General features: G+C 64.3%; 14 protein-coding genes. 1 reads left to right on the top strand and 13 read right to left on the bottom strand.

From position 1 onward, the window contains the following. Positions 1-319 precede the first annotated feature (319 nt). The 12 genes from pdxJ to rpoE all read right to left on the bottom strand — a co-directional run bounded on the left by pdxJ (position 320) and on the right by rpoE (position 11527). Positions 320-1078 carry a pyridoxine 5'-phosphate synthase gene (pdxJ, locus tag ACY693_RS04860; RefSeq protein ID WP_462320703.1) on the bottom strand — a complete coding sequence of 253 codons (759 nt, stop codon included), beginning with the start codon at positions 1076-1078 and terminating at the stop codon, positions 320-322. A 26-nt stretch (positions 1079-1104) separates the two neighbouring features. After that, positions 1105-1935, bottom strand: coding sequence for a DNA repair protein RecO (gene recO, locus ACY693_RS04855; RefSeq protein ID WP_462320702.1), 831 nt, complete (start codon positions 1933-1935; stop codon positions 1105-1107). Positions 1936-2063: 128 nt separating this feature from the next. Continuing rightward, on the bottom strand, positions 2064-3041 hold the full coding sequence (gene era, locus ACY693_RS04850) for a GTPase Era (protein WP_462320701.1): 978 nt from the start codon (positions 3039-3041) through the stop codon (positions 2064-2066). A gap of 133 nt (positions 3042-3174) precedes the next feature. Continuing rightward, positions 3175-3858, bottom strand: coding sequence for a ribonuclease III (gene rnc, locus ACY693_RS04845; protein WP_462320700.1), 684 nt, complete (start codon positions 3856-3858; stop codon positions 3175-3177). After that, on the bottom strand, positions 3855-4289 hold the full coding sequence (locus tag ACY693_RS04840; RefSeq protein WP_462320699.1) for a DUF4845 domain-containing protein: 435 nt from the start codon (positions 4287-4289) through the stop codon (positions 3855-3857). The genes rnc and ACY693_RS04840 overlap by 4 nt, the downstream gene beginning before the upstream one ends. A 26-nt stretch (positions 4290-4315) precedes the next feature. Then, positions 4316-5167, bottom strand: coding sequence for a signal peptidase I (lepB, locus tag ACY693_RS04835; RefSeq protein ID WP_462320698.1), 852 nt, complete (start codon positions 5165-5167; stop codon positions 4316-4318). Between the two features lie 50 nt (positions 5168-5217). Beyond that, complete coding sequence (gene lepA / locus ACY693_RS04830; RefSeq protein WP_462320697.1) at positions 5218-7023, bottom strand: translation elongation factor 4; 1806 nt, start codon at positions 7021-7023, stop codon at positions 5218-5220. An 80-nt stretch (positions 7024-7103) separates the two neighbouring features. Then, positions 7104-8492 (bottom strand): DegQ family serine endoprotease, encoded by a 1389-nt coding sequence (locus ACY693_RS04825; RefSeq protein WP_462320704.1) that lies wholly within the window; start codon positions 8490-8492, stop codon positions 7104-7106. Between the two features lie 291 nt (positions 8493-8783). Next, positions 8784-9260 (bottom strand): SoxR reducing system RseC family protein, encoded by a 477-nt coding sequence (locus ACY693_RS04820; RefSeq protein ID WP_462320696.1) that lies wholly within the window; start codon positions 9258-9260, stop codon positions 8784-8786. After that, positions 9257-10270 (bottom strand): MucB/RseB C-terminal domain-containing protein, encoded by a 1014-nt coding sequence (locus ACY693_RS04815; RefSeq protein WP_462320695.1) that lies wholly within the window; start codon positions 10268-10270, stop codon positions 9257-9259. The genes ACY693_RS04820 and ACY693_RS04815 overlap by 4 nt, the downstream gene beginning before the upstream one ends. A gap of 4 nt (positions 10271-10274) precedes the next feature. Further along, positions 10275-10883, bottom strand: coding sequence for a sigma-E factor negative regulatory protein (locus ACY693_RS04810; protein ID WP_462320694.1), 609 nt, complete (start codon positions 10881-10883; stop codon positions 10275-10277). 65 nt (positions 10884-10948) lie between these two features. Then, entirely contained in the window at positions 10949-11527 is a 579-nt protein-coding gene (rpoE, locus tag ACY693_RS04805) for an RNA polymerase sigma factor RpoE (RefSeq protein ID WP_462320693.1), read from the bottom strand. A 317-nt stretch (positions 11528-11844) separates the two neighbouring features. Between rpoE and nadB the strand changes: the two genes are divergently transcribed. Next, entirely contained in the window at positions 11845-13491 is a 1647-nt protein-coding gene (gene nadB / locus ACY693_RS04800) for an L-aspartate oxidase (RefSeq protein ID WP_462320692.1), read from the top strand. Between the two features lie 88 nt (positions 13492-13579). Here the strand turns inward: nadB and ACY693_RS04795 are convergent, their stop codons facing one another. Continuing rightward, entirely contained in the window at positions 13580-16174 is a 2595-nt protein-coding gene (locus ACY693_RS04795; RefSeq protein ID WP_462320691.1) for a carbamoyltransferase HypF, read from the bottom strand. Between the last annotated feature and the right edge of the window lie 63 nt (positions 16175-16237).

Genomic DNA, 16237 nt, shown 5'->3' with positions numbered 1-16237 from the left:
GTCGAGACGGGGGGTCCTTGCCTGTGCGTGGGCATTGTTCAGCTTACTTGGATTGATGCCGAAGCCATCGAGGATGACCAGGACGACCGGGCGTCTCGGGGTCGCCGACTCTGCAGTGGTGGTCATGATCGGAAAACCTTGGTTGAGGATGTCTCAGAAGATGAAGCAAGAGACGTTCCTTTTCCACCTTGGTTTTGTTACCGCGAGATAAGGTCCGACTCTGGCCCCCGAAATCTGCCCCCCCAAGGTCTGGCGCCCAAGATCTGGAGCCAGAACCATTGGGGCCAGATCTCAGGATCAGAGCCATGGGCGAGCTGGTCTAGGTCGTCCGCAACAGCGCGGCCTGCACCATCAGGCGCTTCATCTCGGTGACCGCTGGCGCCAACCCGGAGAACAGCGCCCGGGCGACGATCGCGTGGCCGATATTGAGCTCACGCACGCCCGGCAGCGCCGCCACGGCCTCGACATTCGGATAATCCAGGCCATGCCCGGCATTCACCTGCAGCCCGAGCTTCCGACCATGCGCGACGGCGGTTGCGATGCGCTCAAGCTCCTTGGCTCGCAGCGTCTGGGTCGCGGCATCGGCATAACGCCCGGTATGGATCTCGACCACCGGCGCACCGACATCGACGGCCGCGTCCAACTGCATCGGATCGGGATCGACGAACAGCGAGACGCGCACCCCGGACGCAGCCAAGCGCGCGGTCTGCTCCCTGAGCTTGCCGATCTGCCCGGCTACGTCGAGCCCACCTTCAGTCGTGAGCTCCTCGCGCCGCTCCGGGACCAGACAGCAATCGGCCGGGCGCACCTCGCAGGCAATCTGCACCATCTCCGGCGTCGCCGCCATCTCCAGATTCATCCGCGTCTGCAGAATCCCTTTCAGTAGATGCACATCGCGATCCTGGATGTGCCGCCGGTCCTCGCGCAGATGCAGCGTAATGGCATCGGCGCCTGCCTGCTCGGCCACCAACGCGGCCTGAATCGGCTCCGGGTAACGGGTGCCGCGAGCGGCGCGAATGGTCGCGATATGATCGATATTGACGCCGAGGAGGATCGGCGTCCCGCTTAGCTGTTGCATGGTGGCTCCTAGACAGGATAAGGAAATCAACTCGGCCGGCGGCGGAACAGCTCGCGGCTGCGCAGCGGCTTTGGCCCAAGATGGGGGGCTAGCGCTGCACGCATCAGGGCTCGAGCGGACTGCGTATCGGTGCGCTGCAAGACGGCACCAGTGGCTAACCGCTCCAGCGTGACGCCGCTGATCAGGACCTCTTGGTCGGCCGCAACCGCCGCCGATGACGGCGCGCCAGCTCGAGCGCCGACGGCACTGGGCTCAGAAACGCCTCCCTCCAGACACGCCTGCTCAGCGAGCGCAGTCGCCTGTTTCTGGCTCGCGCCGGTCTCTGGAACCGGATCGAGCCCTTCACTGGGGACATAACGATAGTACCGTCCGCGATCAATGGGCTTGCCCTGCCGATCCAGACGCAGGTCGAGCGCATAGCCTAGCTCTTCAAGCAGGCGCAGCTCGAAGCGGCGCAACACCTGATCCACGGATTCGGTCGCCAGATCGGCCAAGGCCTGTTGATAGAAGACAAACAGCGCCTCCTGTGGGTCCTCGCGGTCGACCAACCGCAGCAACAGCTCATTCAGATAGAAGCCACAGTAGAGCCGCTCTGCACTAAGCGCAATGCTCGGCCCCGCAGCCTCAGCCCGAGTCAGGGTCTTGACCTCACCACGGCCAACCCAGCTCAGCCAGAGCGGCTGAAACGGCTGCAGCAATGCAGCCAGCGCCGAGCGTCCGCGCGCCGCTGACTTTGCTCCCTTAGCGATGCAGGGAAGCCGCCCATCCTCGGCAACGAACAGTTCGAGCAACAGACTGGTATTGCGGTAGTCACGGCGATGCAGCACGAAACCGCGCTTGAGTGTCTGCAGGCTCATCGACGCCTTGACCTAGGCATTAGAGACAAGCATCGCAGACAGATGGCTGACCTAAGCAACGGACACGAACACTGGAAAGACCCTTGGCAAGACCATTGGCGCGTCGCACCGATCAGCAGCGGCAGCGCTCAGTATTCACCGTAGCCAAGGCTCGCGAGTGCGGCTTCGTCGCTGCTCCAGCTATCCTTGACCTTGACCCAGACCTCCAAATGCACCCGCCGGCCGAACAGCTTCTGCATCTCCAACCGCGCCTGCGATGCCGCTGCCTTCAGCGCCTCGCCGCGGTGGCCGATGATGATCGCCTTCTGGCTCTCGCGCTCGACCCAGATCAGGGCTTGGATGCGCGCCCGCGGCGCCTCGGGGTGATCCGTCCCACCGGCCTGCTCCAGGGTGAAGGACTCGATCTCGACCGTCGTTCGATAGGGTAGCTCCTGCCCATAGCGCTGCATCAGCTGTTCGCGCAGGAGCTCCGCGGCCAGGAAGCGCTCGGAGCGATCCGTGAGCTGATCGTCAGGAAATAGATGATCGCCCTGCGGCAAGGCCGCTAGCACCGCGGTCTCGAGCCGCTCGACCTGATCGCCCTTCAGCGCAGACACCGGCACCATGGAGACGAACGGATGGCGCTCCGACAAGGACTGCAGATAGGGCAGCAGACGGGTCTTATCGGCGATGCGATCAGTCTTGTTCACCGCGACCATGGCGGGCGTGCCGGCCTTGGCGATCTCGGCCAGCGCCAGCGCGTCCTCATCGCTAAACTGCAGCGCCTCGACCACCAAGAGCACCAGATCGACATCGGTCAAGATCGACCGCGCCGCCCGATTCAGATAGCGGTTCAACGCATTACTGCCACGCTGATGCAGGCCCGGCGTATCGACATAGAGGATCTGACCGCCGGCCAGGGTCGAGACACCGAGGATGGTATGACGCGTCGTCTGTGGCTTATGCGAGGTGATCGCGAGCTTCTGCCCGAGCAGCCGGTTAAGCAGCGTCGACTTGCCGACGTTGGGTCGCCCGACGATGGCGACATAGCCACAGCGGTTTGAGCCCTCGGCCGCGCCAGTCGAGCCCAGGCCCTGCTCGGCGGGCTCAGCGGCGGTGCTGTTCATGTCGCCGCTGTTCGCCTCCGTGCTGCTTGTCCCCGTCCCGTTTGTCCCCGTGCGGTTCGGCCCCTTGCTATTTGTCCCATTGCTCGCTGGCTCAAACGTTGGCGAATGCGGATCGCTAGGCTGACTCATCAGATCAATCCGAGCCGGTCAATAGCGCGAGCATGGTCTCAGCGGATTGCTGCTCCGCGCGGCGCCGACTGGAGCCGTCGCCAAGGCACTCGCGGCCGTCGTCGGGAAGCCGGCAGCGGACCTGAAACCGTTGTGCGTGCTGCTCACCAGTCACTGCGGTGACCTCGTACTCGGGCAGGACACGGCGACGTGCCTGCAACCATTCCTGCAGCTGCGTCTTCGGGTCCTTGCGCGCCTCCTGCTTAGCAACATCGGCCAAGGACTCGGCAAAGACCTTGAGGATCACCTGCTTGGCGCGCGGAAAGCCTTGATCCAGATAGATCGCGCCAATCAGCGCCTCGAGCGCATCAGACAGCACCGAATCGCGCGCATGCCCACCGGTGCGCAGGGCGCCCGAGTCCAGCCGCAGGTGGTCGCCAAGGCTCAGCGACCGCGCGATCTTGGCCAAGGCCTCGCGGTTGACCAGGGCCGCCCGCCGCCTTGTCAGATCGCCTTCGTTGGCGTCAGGAAAGCGCTGCAGCAAGACCTCGGCGATCACGAATCCGAGCAGGGCATCGCCCAGGAACTCGAGGCGCTCGTTATTCACCGGACCGGCACTGCGATGGGTGAGCGCCTGCTCGATCAGGGCCATCGATTCCGGCGGCTGCCCGATCAGCGCGGTCGCCAGGCGAGTCGGGCCGGTCGTCATGGTCGCGGGAGCACCAGGCTGTGATCGAACTGCATCAGCACATCAACATTGAAGCCGATGTGCTTCTGGACCTGATAATCGACGCCAAGCGGGATCGCTTCCCCCTCGCGAAACACACGGAAGTCCTGTGTGTCGACCAAGCGCAGGCTATCGATGCCAAGCTGACGCCTGACAGCGCCCAGCACCTCATGCGAACCGGCCCCAACCAGCTCCGGTCGCTCCACCATTCGCTCCATCAGACTGCGCACCTGGAGGAACGTCAGATAGGAGGGCAGCATCTTGATCCCGAGATTGACGAAGAACACCACCAAGAGCAGCCCCAGCAGGACCTTGGCCAGGCCAAAGCCCCGTTTTCCACGGACTCGATTGCCAGGGCCTGGCGCGCGGCGCTTTGAAGCAGGCAGGTGACAGGAATGTTGATCTTGAGGCAACGGGGAAGCCCTGTGTCGCGTCGGCATCAATGGATCACATCGCCGATACGACCAAAGGCAATCGGGAAGCCCCCGCGGCTGCCATCCCAGCTCATCCAGATCGCAAAGGCCTTGCCGACCAGATTCTCCTCCGGCACGAAACCCCAGCAGCGACCATCGTTACTATTGTCGCGATTGTCGCCCATCACGAAATACATGCCTTCTGGCACCGTCACCGGCCCACCTGCCAACACACGGCAGGAGCGCGGAAAATCGCCTGTGCGGGGGTTGATGAGGATCTCATGCTCACCACCACCATCGACCTCCTCAATGGCCTCGACCAAACCTGTCGGCCGGCCCTGATCATCAACGTACTCGCCGAGCGGGACCTGCTCAAGCGGCTCGCCGTTGACGTAGACGGTCTTGTCGCGGTAGTAGACCTGATCGCCGGGCACCGCGATCACCCGTTTGATGTAGTCGACCGACTCATCACGCGGAAAGCGAAACACGATCACATCACCGCGCTCGGGCTCACCGAGATCGAGAAACTTGCTATTCAACACCGGCCAGCGCAGCCCATAGGAGAACTTGTTGACCAGGATGAAATCCCCGACCAACAGGGTTGGCATCATCGAGCCCGAAGGGATGCGAAAGGGCTCGACGACGAATGAGCGCAACAGCAGCACGACCAAGATCACCGGAAAGAACGAGCGCGCGTACTCGACCAGCACCGGCTCCTTGTCGCCACCCGCTGCGGCCTCACCGCCCTCACCCGGGCTGCTCGCGGCGGCAGCGGCCAAGCGGCGACGCTTGGGCGCCCATAGCATGGCATCCAGCAGCCAGATGCCGCCGGTCAAGAAGGTCGCGGCGACAAGGAAGGTTGGAAAATCAAAGCTCATAACGCGGGTGCGTCTCCTGATCCTGTGACGGCTATCCGAAGGAAAACCGATTAATTATCCTTGCTGGACTGAAGCACCGCAAGGAAGGCCTCTTGCGGGATCTCGACGCGCCCAACCTGCTTCATCCGCTTCTTACCGGCCTTCTGCTTCTCCAACAGCTTGCGCTTGCGGGTCACATCACCGCCATAACACTTGGCCGTCACATTCTTGCGCAGGGCCTTCACCGTGGTGCGAGCGATGATCTTGGTGCCAATGGCGGCTTGGATGGCAACCTCGAACATCTGTCGGGGGATCAACTCCTTCATCCGCTCGGCCAGCTCACGGCCGCGATGGACCGAGTTCGAGCGGTGCACGATCAGCGACAATGCATCCACGCGCTCGCCATTGATCAGCAGGTCGAGCTTGACCAGATCGGCGGCCTCGAAACGCTTGAGCTCGTACTCGAACGACGCGTAGCCCCGACTCACCGACTTCAGCCGATCGAAGAAATCCAGCACCACCTCGTTCAGCGGCAGCTCATAGCTCACCTGCACCTGACCGCCAAGAAACTGGATGTTCTTCTGGACCCCACGCTTCTCGACGCAGAGGTTGATGACACCACCGAGCAGGTCCTGCGGCACCAGGATATGGGCCTCGATGATCGGCTCTCGGATCTCCTGGATCTTGGTCGTCTCCGGCAGATTGGCCGGATTATCGACATTGATCACCTCGCCGTCGTTCAGGACGACCTCATAGATGACGGTAGGCGCCGTGGTGATCAGGTCGAGATCGTATTCACGCTCCAGCCGCTCCTGGATGATCTCCATGTGCAGCATGCCGAGGAAGCCGCAGCGGAAGCCGAAGCCGAGTGCCTGCGAGGTCTCGGGCTCGTAGAAGAGCGCCGACTCGTTGAGCCGCAGCTTGGCGAGCGCATCGCGCAGGTCCTCGTAGTCATCCGAGGAGATCGGATAGAGCCCAGCAAAGACCCGTGGACGGATCTCACGGAAGCCTGCAAGCCGCTCAGTGGCGGGCCGCTCGGCACCGGTGATGGTATCGCCGACCGGAGCGCCATCGATCTCCTTGATCCCAGCGACGACAAAGCCAACCTCGCCCGGCCCAAGCTGCTCGCGCGGGGTCTTCTTCGGGGTAAAGACGCCCACGTTATCGGCCTGATGCACGCGGGCGGTCGACATCACCTTGATCTTGTCGCGCCGCTTGAGCGTCCCCTCCTTGACCCGGATCAGCGAGACCACGCCGACATAGGGATCGAACCAAGAGTCGATGATCAGCGCCCGAAGCGGCGCATCGGCGTCCCCGACCGGCGGCGGGATCTTCGCCACCAGCATCTCCAGCAGCTCAGGGATGCCGAGCCCGGTCTTGGCGCTGACGCGCAGCGCATCCTCGGCATCGAGGCCGATGATCTCCTCGATCTCGTTGATGACCCGCTCCGGCTCCGCCGAGGGCAGATCGATCTTGTTCAGCACCGGCAGCACCTCGAGCCCGAGATCGATGGCGGTGTAGCAGTTGGCAACGCTCTGCGCCTCTACGCCCTGCGCGGCATCCACCACCAGCAAGGCACCTTCACAGGCAGCAAGCGAGCGCGAGACCTCATAGGAGAAGTCGACGTGACCCGGAGTATCGATGAAGTTGAGCTCGTAGACCTGTCCATCCTTGGCCGGGTAGTCGAGGGTGACGCTCTGCGCCTTGATGGTGATGCCGCGCTCGCGCTCCAGGTCCATCGAGTCGAGCACCTGGTTGCTCATCTCGCGATTGGTCAGGCTGCCGCAATGCTGAATAAAGCGGTCGGCGATCGTCGACTTGCCATGGTCGATATGGGCGATGATCGAGAAGTTGCGAATGTGACTGAGATCGGCCATCGGCGGGCGAAATCCTTGAGGTTGGGCGCGCGAGAAGACGCTGCAGAGATAACAACAAAGGGCAACGGACCGCGGGAAGATTACTCGGGCGGCAGCCGCAGCGCATAAAACATACGCCCATCACCCCGCTGCACCAGCACCGCCACCGACTCACCGGCCGGGGCAGCATCCACCAAGCGATCGAAATGCGCCAGATCCTGGACCTCGTCATTGCTGAAGTGCAGGATCACATCACCAGCGCGCAGACCGGCACGCTCACCGGGGCCAGTCTCAACCCGGTCGACGAGCACGCCCTCTTGCTCAAGCCCAAGCAGCTCGCGCTGATCCTCTGGCACCTCCTTCATGACCAGGCCCAGCCGGTTTGCAGCCGGCGCTGCAGGACGCCCGGGCTGGATCAGCGCCGTCTCATCCTCCGGCAGCTCGGCCAGCGTCACGGCAACCTCCCGTCGCTCACCATCGCGCAACAGCTCGACCTGAACCGTGACATCAACCTTGGTCACGCCGACCAGCGGCGGCAGGCTGCTTGAGGTGAGCACCTCGATCCCATCGAAGGTCAGAATGATGTCACCAGCACGCAGTCCGGCTTTCTCCGCCGGACTGTCCGGCAGCACCTGCGAGACCAGCGCACCAACCGGATGCGGTAAGCCGAACGGCTCGGCCAGATCGCGGGTCACGTCCTGGATCAGCACCCCGAGCCAGCCACGACTCACCCGCCCCTTCTCCTCAAGCTGCTCGACCACGTCGATCGCGACATCGATCGGGATCGCGAACGACAGCCCCATAAAGCCACCGGTCCGGCTATAGATCTGCGAGTTGACGCCGACCACGCGACCCTCGAGATTGAACAATGGGCCGCCTGAGTTGCCGGGGTTGATCGCCACATCGGTCTGGATGAACGGCACATAGTTCTCGGACGGCAGCGAGCGCCCCTTGGCGCTGATGATGCCGGCCGTTGCCGAGTGCTCGAAGCCGAACGGCGAGCCGATCGCGAGCACCCATTCGCCAACCTCAACCGTCTCTGACAGCCCCAGGTCAACCGCCGGCAGATCGGTCGCATCGATCTTCAGTAGCGCGATATCACTGCGCTCGTCAGCACCGATCACCTGCGCCACGAACTCGCGCCGGTCGCTCATGCGCACGATGATCTCATCGGCGGCCTCGACCACATGGGCGTTGGTCAGGATGTAGCCATCCGGGCTGAGGATAAAGCCAGAGCCTAGCGAGCGCCCCTGATCACCATCATCCGGCAATGGCCCATCCTCGCCGAAGAAGCGGCGGAAGAAGTCATAGAGCGGGCTATCCTCGGGCAGTCCCTCCTCGGGCTCGAACTCCTGCGGCCCCAAGCCATACCCCTGCTTGCTGCTGATATTGACCACCGAGGGGCCGTAACGCTTGACCAGCGGGATAAAGCTCGGGAGCGCCGAAACGGCCTTCGAGGGCACCGCTGCGGCATCCGCCTGAGCCGGCATCGACTGATCATCCGCGAGGCTAGATGCAGGCCAGGCAAGCCCAAGCAGGGCAACCGCGGTGATAACAAACGAGAACGGATAGCGATTACGCATGGAGATCCAAAGAGAGCGGTGACGGGCAGCCCTGAAGCGGGTCGCTGCCAGCAGGGACAGCCGGTAACGATAACAGATGCGGCCCATTGAGACTGCACTGCACAGCGATGCAGACATGCGCGACCTGCCCAGCTGGCGCCCCCAGCCCCGCCGACAGCCGCGCCGCGTCAGCCGCGGCTGCAGGGGTCGCAGCAGGGTTCAGTGCAGACCGGGAAGACCGACCGGAAGGCTATGGGAGACACGGCGCAGCAACAGGGCGCGCCAACGCGGGTCAGCAGCCAGCCGACGACTATAGAGGCGCGTCGCCAGCAGCCCGCCCACAAATCCGAAGGCACCAGTCAACAACGGCAGGCCCTGGCCGATAGCCCCCTCGTGCAGCATGAGATCGCCAGCCATGGCGCCCCCCAAGAGGCCAACGAGCGGGACAATATAGGCTGCCACCGCAGCCTTCAGCAAGGCCCCCTCTGGAATCCCAACCATCACCTCTTCGCCTGCTCGGACACCGAGCTTGTCGACCAGCAGCAACCGCTGCGGCCGCCGGCCTAGCACCCGATCAAGCATCGAGACCCCGCAGCCAGAGCGCGCGCTGCACGCGCCGCAGGTTGAGCGGCGGACAATCTCAACCTCTGCGATACCAGCTTCGCTGGAGACAACGATGGCCTGCTCCTCAATCATGGCTGCATCTTAACCGCAGCCGCAATGGCTTGCACGGTCTGCTGGGGAGCCTCTCCAACGGCAGTGACCTGATGCCCATCGAGGGAGCGCCCGGCCGCATTGAGCGCGCCGACACGTTTATGCCCAGCAAGGCCCTGCCCCTGATCAGGCTCAATATAGACCGACACCACCGATAGCCCATCGCTGACCATGAACCAGCGGCGTGTCCCCTCGGTCCCATCGGCATCAGGCTCCGGCGGATCACCGGCCACCACTCGGTAGCCTGCAGGCAGCTCCGAAAACCGCCAGGGTGACGAATCAACCGTCACCACCGGCGATGACGCCTGAGCAGCGCTTGGGCCGCCTACGGACTTGGGCGCCTGAGCCTCAATCTCGTCCGAGACGCGATCGAGGTACGTGATCTCGGTGAACATCACCTGCTCGATCGGCGTCGCCGAGCTGTCCATGAGATCCGTCTTCAACGGCAGCCCGGTCTCCTCATCGACAAAGAACCGATAGCCGTAGCGCAGATCATCCCGAGGAATGATCCCGATCACACGGGTATCGCGACCGGCAACCCGGGATTGACCCAAGCCCTGAACCAGGTAGTGCGGCCGCAACCGATCGGCATCCAATACTCCCGCATGCAGGGTGCTCGCACTCCCGCCATGACGAGGTAGCGAGATCGCATGCGCGTCAGGCAGAACGCAGATCACGCTCTGATGACTGCGGGCAACCGCGCGAATCGGCCCGCTGAGCGCCAACAGGCTCTCATGCGCCTCTCCGCCCTCGATACGATGCGCGATCCTTAGAGTCGAGAGTTCATGACCATTTAGGTAGACCAGCGTCCCTTCGTATTCCAGCTCCGAGAGCGCCCGGGACATCTGGCTCAGCAGGTCGATCGGAGACTGCTCTGCGCCGGTCTCTGCGGCAACCGACGGCAACCAGAGGCCAAACAGGATGCCGATCAGGAGATTGCCACTGATTACCGCGATGGCAGTCACCCGTGGGAGCGGCAAACGACGGCTCATGGGGTCAACGAACACCGCTTGGACCAACCACCGCCACGTAGGGCATAAAGCCGGTCAGCCCTGAGGCGGAGGTGCGCTCGCGATGATCGATCACGAGCCTGTCGAGCGCAGTCGCGCCTGCTGGCTCATCCATTGCCCAACGCTCGACGACGGGCTGGACGATGGGCACAGCATTCGCGCCGGGCGCAGCCGCGTCCGGCTGTGGTAGCGCTGGACGATTAGCCATCGGGATATCGGGAGCAGACAGGTTGGAGCCCTCCATCATCAGCCCGGGACCTACCAAGATCGCAACAGCGCCGAGACTGGCAGCAATGGCAAGACCGGCAGCCGAGCGGTTGATCGACGACGGTGGACCTGGTGCTCGCCGACGGCTCGGGCGCATCACAACGGGCTCTGAGGCCAGGGCCGCCGAGACCCGGGTATTGATGGCGCGCGCAGCACGCAGCGAGGGCTCGCCGCGTAGCACCTGACCGATGAGCAGCCCCCGCTCGAAACGAGTACGAAGCTCAGCATCCCTCGCGACAGCATCAATCGCAGCATCGAATCCGCCGGGACCAGGCTCTCCATCGATCAGTGCCGCCAGGTGCCTTTGGTCCGCTGTGGGTGTGGTCATGCTGTCGCCTTCGCTCGTCACTTGTTCATGATACGGATTCCGCCCGAGGCCAGATACGACTCAGATCAGCCTTCGAGCAGCGGCCGCAGCCGCTTGTCGATCGCCTCACGAGCGCGGAAGATCCTTGAGCGTACAGTGCCAATCGGGCACTCCATCGCGGTTGCAATCTCCTCATAGCTCATCCCGTCGATCTCGCGAAACATGATTGCCGCCCGCAGATCATCGGGCAGCGCATCCAAGGCCTCTTGCACCGTGTCGGCGATCTCGTCGCTGAGCGCCTCACGCTCCGGCGTTGCGCTGTCGCGCAGCGCCGAGCCCAGGTCCATCTGCTCGGCGAGCTCGGCGTCTACATCGTCACCCGGCGGGCGTCGACTCTGCGCGACCATGTGGTTCTTCACCGTGTTGATCGCAATCCGATAGATCCAGGTATAGAACGCCGACTCTCCGCGGAAGCCCGGAAGTGCCCGATACGCCTTCAGAAAGGCGTCCTGCGTCACATCCAAGATCTCGGCGCTATCGCGCAGATAGCGACCGATTAGTGCCGCAATCCGTTGCTGGTACTTCAGAACCAACAGATCAAACGCACGCCGATCACCGGCCTGAGCACGCTCGACGAGTGCTTGATCGACCTCACGCTCAGACACGCGGCCGCCCTCGTGCCCGTCGGTTTCTGCTTACCTGCCGCATTGACACCACCCCTCCGATGAAAGTTCTCTGTCGAGCAGTTCACGCGTTGATATGTCGCAACGCAATGCGTCAGGTTAGTCCCTGACCCTCATTCTGCCGCTCTGAAACGCCTGCGTCTAATCTTTGTCCATATGTACACATAGACAAGGGCATAACAGCACAGACTCCCGGCAGGCGACGCGACCACGAGCCTGCGGCATACTCTTCGCTGACACCCTCATTGCAACACAACCGTCATTATCCGAGCTCCGCTCGCGCGAGGAAGCCCGCTACCATGCCCAAGCTCTACCGCCCTGACGTCCTCATCATTGGCAGCGGTGCCGCTGGCCTCAGTCTCGCGCTCCGTCTGCCCCCGCAGCTCTCGGTTGCCGTCGTCTCAAAACGTGAGCTACAAGAGGGGAACACGCTCTATGCGCAGGGCGGCATCTCGGCGGTCCTCAATGCCACAGACAGCATCGACGCGCACGTACAGGATACCCTGAAGGCTGGCGATGGGCTCTGCGATGAGTCGATTGTGCGTCTCGTCGTCGAGAGCGGTCCCGGCAACATCCATTGGCTGCTCGACGCCGGCGTCCAATTCACCCGTGACGACAGCGCCACCGACTCCAGCGGCTATCACCTCACGCGCGAAGGTGGCCATACCCATCGGCGGGTGATCCATGCCGCTGACGCGACCGGCCGCGCCGTCGAGACCACGCTCACAGACCTGGTTCGCCAGCGCAGCACCGTCGAGCTGTTCGAGCACCATGCCGCCGTCGATCTGATCACCGATCGCAAGATCGGCGGCACCGGCAACCGCTGCCTCGGCGCCTACCTGCTCGACAACAGAACGAATGATGTCCATACCTTTCTGAGCAAATTCGTGGTCATTGCCAGCGGCGGTGCCAGCAAGGTCTACCTCTACACCAGCAACCCCGATGTCGCCACCGGCGACGGCATCGCGATGGGCTGGCGCGCCGGCTGTCGCGTCGCGAACATGGAGTTCATGCAGTTCCATCCAACCTGCCTCTACCACTCCAAAGCCAAGTCCTTCCTGATCACCGAGGCGCTGCGTGGCGAAGGCGCGGAGCTGAAATTGCTCGACGGCGACCGCTTCATGCCACGCTTCGATGACCGCGCCGAGCTGGCACCGCGCGACGTCGTCGCACGCGCCATCGACCACGAGATCAAGCGCACCGGCAGCAAGTTCGTCCATCTCGATATCTCGCACCGCCCGGCCGACTTCATCACCGAGCACTTCCCGACCATCTATTCGCGCTGTCTCGAGCTTGGCATCGACATCACCCGCGAGCCGATCCCGGTGGTCCCAGCCGCCCACTATACCTGCGGCGGGCTGCTGGTCGATGCCCGCGCCCGCACCGACCTGCCCGGTCTCTATGCGATCGGCGAGACCGCCTATACCGGGCTGCACGGCGCCAACCGGATGGCCAGCAATTCACTGCTCGAATGCCTGGTCTTTGCCGAGCTCGCGGCCAAGGATATCGCCGAGCTGGCGAGCGGCTGGCCCACGCCACCCGAAGTGCCAGCCTGGGATGCAAGCCGCGTCACCCAGGCCGATGAAGAGGTGGTGATCTCGCACAACTGGGAGGAATTGCGCCGCTTCATGTGGGACTACGTCGGCATCGTGCGCACCAACAAGCGACTACAGCGCGCCAAGCGTCGCGTCGACCTGTTGCGTCAAGAGATCATCGAGCACTACAGCCATTTCCGGGTCAAGGCCGACCTACTCGAGCTTCGCAACCTGGTCGAGGTCGCCGACCTCATCATCCAATCGGCGCAACGCCGACGCGAGAGCCGCGGCCTGCATTACACCCTCGACTTCCCCCAGCAGGACCCGAGCCAGCTGCGCCCGACCGTGCTGATCCCGAACCGCTACCGCCCCCGCAGCGGCAACTGGGGCGCCGGCATGCCACCGAGCTGAGTTCCCATCCAGCCCCCGCGCAGCCCCACAGGCTAGCCCCACCGAGGACCGCCTCGCACCCCAGCCCCCACCCCGGCCCCAGGCCGTGCTAGCCCAAGCGCGCGCCTTCGGCGCGCTCACCCGCTGCCATCGCCGCGATCACCGCCTGACCAAGCGCGAGACCGCCGTCATTGGCCGGCACCCGCGTATGGCTGAGCACCTCCAGATCGCGGGCAGCAAGCGCCTTCAGTGCGGCCTCAAACAGGGTCCGGTTCTGGAACACCCCGCCCGAGAGCGCGACCGTCCGCACGCCATGTCGGGCCGCCGCCCGCACCGACAGCTCGGCGACCGCCTCAGCAAGCCAGCGATGGAAGCGCGCCGCGATCACCGCCGCCGGCACCCCCGCGGCCAGATCATCGAGCAGCGCCGACCACAGCGGCACCGGGCTCAGCTGCCAGGGCTCTGACCCGCTGTCGATGGCAACGGGGTAACCGCTCAGGGATGCGCCATCGCCATCGATCCCATCCAGCGGGCCCCGCGCCAGGGTCTCGAGCTCAATCGCCGCCTGCGCCTCATAGGCGATGCCATCGGCGCAGATCCCAAGCGCGGCCGCAACCGCATCGAACAATCGCCCCACCGAGGTCGTGCGCGGCGCATTCACCTGCTTCTCGATCATCGCTGCCAGCGTCGCGATCGGTCGCTCCTGGAGCGCCCGCAACGGCTCCAAGCCGCCCCAACGCTCAACGCAGTGCGCCCAGCCCAGGCTGCTGTCGAGCTGCGCATAGAGACAGCGCCAAGGCTCGCGGATCGCGCGCTCGCCACCCGGCAGCCTGAAGGGTCGCAGATGGCCGATCCGTTGCCACTGTCGATAGTCGCCAAGCAGGAGCTCGCCGCCCCAGATGGTCTGATCGGCACCATACCCCAGCCCATCGAAGAGCACGCCGATCACCGGACCGGCATCGGTCGGCCAGTCGGCATCAGCAAGCACCGAGCCCAGATGCGCCGCATGGTGCTGCACTTCGACCAATCGGGCGCCGGTCTCGGCTGCCAGGCGGCGCCCAAGCGCCGATGAGCGGTAGTCTGGATGCGCGTCGATGGCGATGATCTCGGGCTGATGTTCGAACAGCGCCTGATACAGGCCGACCGTGTGCTCGAACTCACGCGCGGTGCGCGCCTCCTCGAGATCGCCAAGATGCTGCGACAGGGTCGCCTGTCCATCGCTGAGCAGGCAGAGCGTGTTCTTCAGCTCGCCCCCGAGCGCCAACACCCGCGGTGCGCTCTCAAATCCGCCTGGCAGCTTGAGCGGCGTCGGCGCTGCACCGCGGGCACGGCGCAGCCAGCGCGCACGGCCCTGAATCACCCGCGCGACCGAATCGTCGACCCGATTGACGATCTCGCGGTCATTGAGCAGCCAGGCATCAGCGATGCCCGCCAGGCGCGCTAGCGCATCGGCATTGTCGATGCATTGCGGCTCATCGCTGAGATTGCCGCTGGTCATCACCAAGGGCCGGTCCCAGTCCTGCAGCAGCAGCTGGTGCAGGGGGCTATAAGGCAGCATCAGGCCCAACGCCGACTGACCGGGCGCCACCTCAGCGGCAATCGCGGGCGCCCTGAGCTCAATCTGGCGCTCAACCCGGGGCTCAACCTGGCGCCCAACCGTGTCAGTGCCCGCCAATGCGCGCCCCGATACGTTCCCCGATGCGCCCGAGCGCGACACCGAGGGCGCACGCTTAGGGGGTGCACTCACAGGAGGCGCACTTGCCAGGGGCGCACCGCTTGTGGGCGCGTCGTCATCTCCGCCGGCGATCCAATCCAACAGCACGATCGGCGCTACCCTAGAGCTCAGCAGCTCCGCCTCAGCCGGACTGACCGCACAGTAGCGGCGGATCACATCCAGATCCCTGGCCATCAGCGCAAAGGGCTTCACCGCCCGGCGCTTGCGCTCACGCAGCGCGGCGACGGCCGCCGGATTGGTCGCGTCACAGGCCAGATGGAAGCCACCGACGCCCTTGATCGCCACGATCGCGCCCCGCGCCAGCAGCTGGCTTGCGGCATCGATCGCATCCCGCGCCGCCGGGTTCGCCGGGATTTGATTCAGCCAGACCTTGGGGCCACAGACAGGACAGGCATTGGGCTGGGCATGGAAGCGACGATCGGCCGGGTTCTGATACTCGGCTGCGCAGGCCGGGCACATCTTGAACGCGGCCATGCTGGTGTTGGCCCGATCATAAGGGATCGAGCGAATGATGCTCAGCCGAGGTCCGCAGTGGGTGCAGTTGGTGAACGGGTAGCGATAGCGTCGATCGCTCGGATCAGCGATCTCAGCCGCGCAGGCCGCGCAGGTTGCAGCATCCGCAACGACACCGGTGTGTACCCTGCCCGCTCCACTCTCGACGATACTAAAGCCCGCAGGCGCCGGCCCCTCGCAGAGCCGCCGCTCGATGCCATCGATGCGCCCCAATGGCGGGCACTCGACCATCAGGGCACGACAGAAGTCATCGATCTCGGCGCTACTGCCCCAGAGCCGAATCAGCACCCCTTCGCCGTCGTTGCAGACATCACCGGCGAGCCCAGCGGCACGCGCCAAGCGCCAGACCGTTGGCCGGAAGCCAACCCCTTGCACCAGGCCACGGACCCGGATCAGCTCACCTTCGCGATTGGTATGCAGACGCAGTCGCTGCCGAGAGGAGTGTGCGTTTGACATGTTGAAGATGGTCCGGGCGGCAGGATTCGAACCTGCGACCCCCACAACCCCATTGTGGTGCGC

The organism is Halochromatium sp., assembly GCF_054919635.1.
The sequence above is the reverse complement of the archived record's forward strand: the minus strand, read 5'-3'. Positions and strand labels throughout refer to the sequence as shown.

Bases quoted from the DNA above. Each gene is read 5' to 3' on its own strand.
- ACY693_RS04825 (WP_462320704.1), bottom strand. From the start codon at position 8,492: ATGCCGGCTCAGGCGGATGCCGCAGCGGTGCCCTCGAAGGCCGTTTCG.
- nadB (WP_462320692.1), top strand. From the start codon at position 11,845: ATGCCCAAGCTCTACCGCCCTGACGTCCTCATCATTGGCAGCGGTGCC.
- ACY693_RS04795 (WP_462320691.1), bottom strand. From the start codon at position 16,174: ATGTCAAACGCACACTCCTCTCGGCAGCGACTGCGTCTGCATACCAAT.
- pdxJ (WP_462320703.1), bottom strand. From the start codon at position 1,078: ATGCAACAGCTAAGCGGGACGCCGATCCTCCTCGGCGTCAATATCGAT.
- recO (WP_462320702.1), bottom strand. From the start codon at position 1,935: ATGAGCCTGCAGACACTCAAGCGCGGTTTCGTGCTGCATCGCCGTGAC.
- ACY693_RS04815 (WP_462320695.1), bottom strand. From the start codon at position 10,270: ATGAGCCGTCGTTTGCCGCTCCCACGGGTGACTGCCATCGCGGTAATC.
- lepA (WP_462320697.1), bottom strand. From the start codon at position 7,023: ATGGCCGATCTCAGTCACATTCGCAACTTCTCGATCATCGCCCATATC.
- ACY693_RS04810 (WP_462320694.1), bottom strand. From the start codon at position 10,883: ATGACCACACCCACAGCGGACCAAAGGCACCTGGCGGCACTGATCGAT.
- ACY693_RS04820 (WP_462320696.1), bottom strand. From the start codon at position 9,260: ATGATTGAGGAGCAGGCCATCGTTGTCTCCAGCGAAGCTGGTATCGCA.
- lepB (WP_462320698.1), bottom strand. From the start codon at position 5,167: ATGAGCTTTGATTTTCCAACCTTCCTTGTCGCCGCGACCTTCTTGACC.
- rnc (WP_462320700.1), bottom strand. From the start codon at position 3,858: ATGACGACCGGCCCGACTCGCCTGGCGACCGCGCTGATCGGGCAGCCG.
- era (WP_462320701.1), bottom strand. From the start codon at position 3,041: ATGAACAGCACCGCCGCTGAGCCCGCCGAGCAGGGCCTGGGCTCGACT.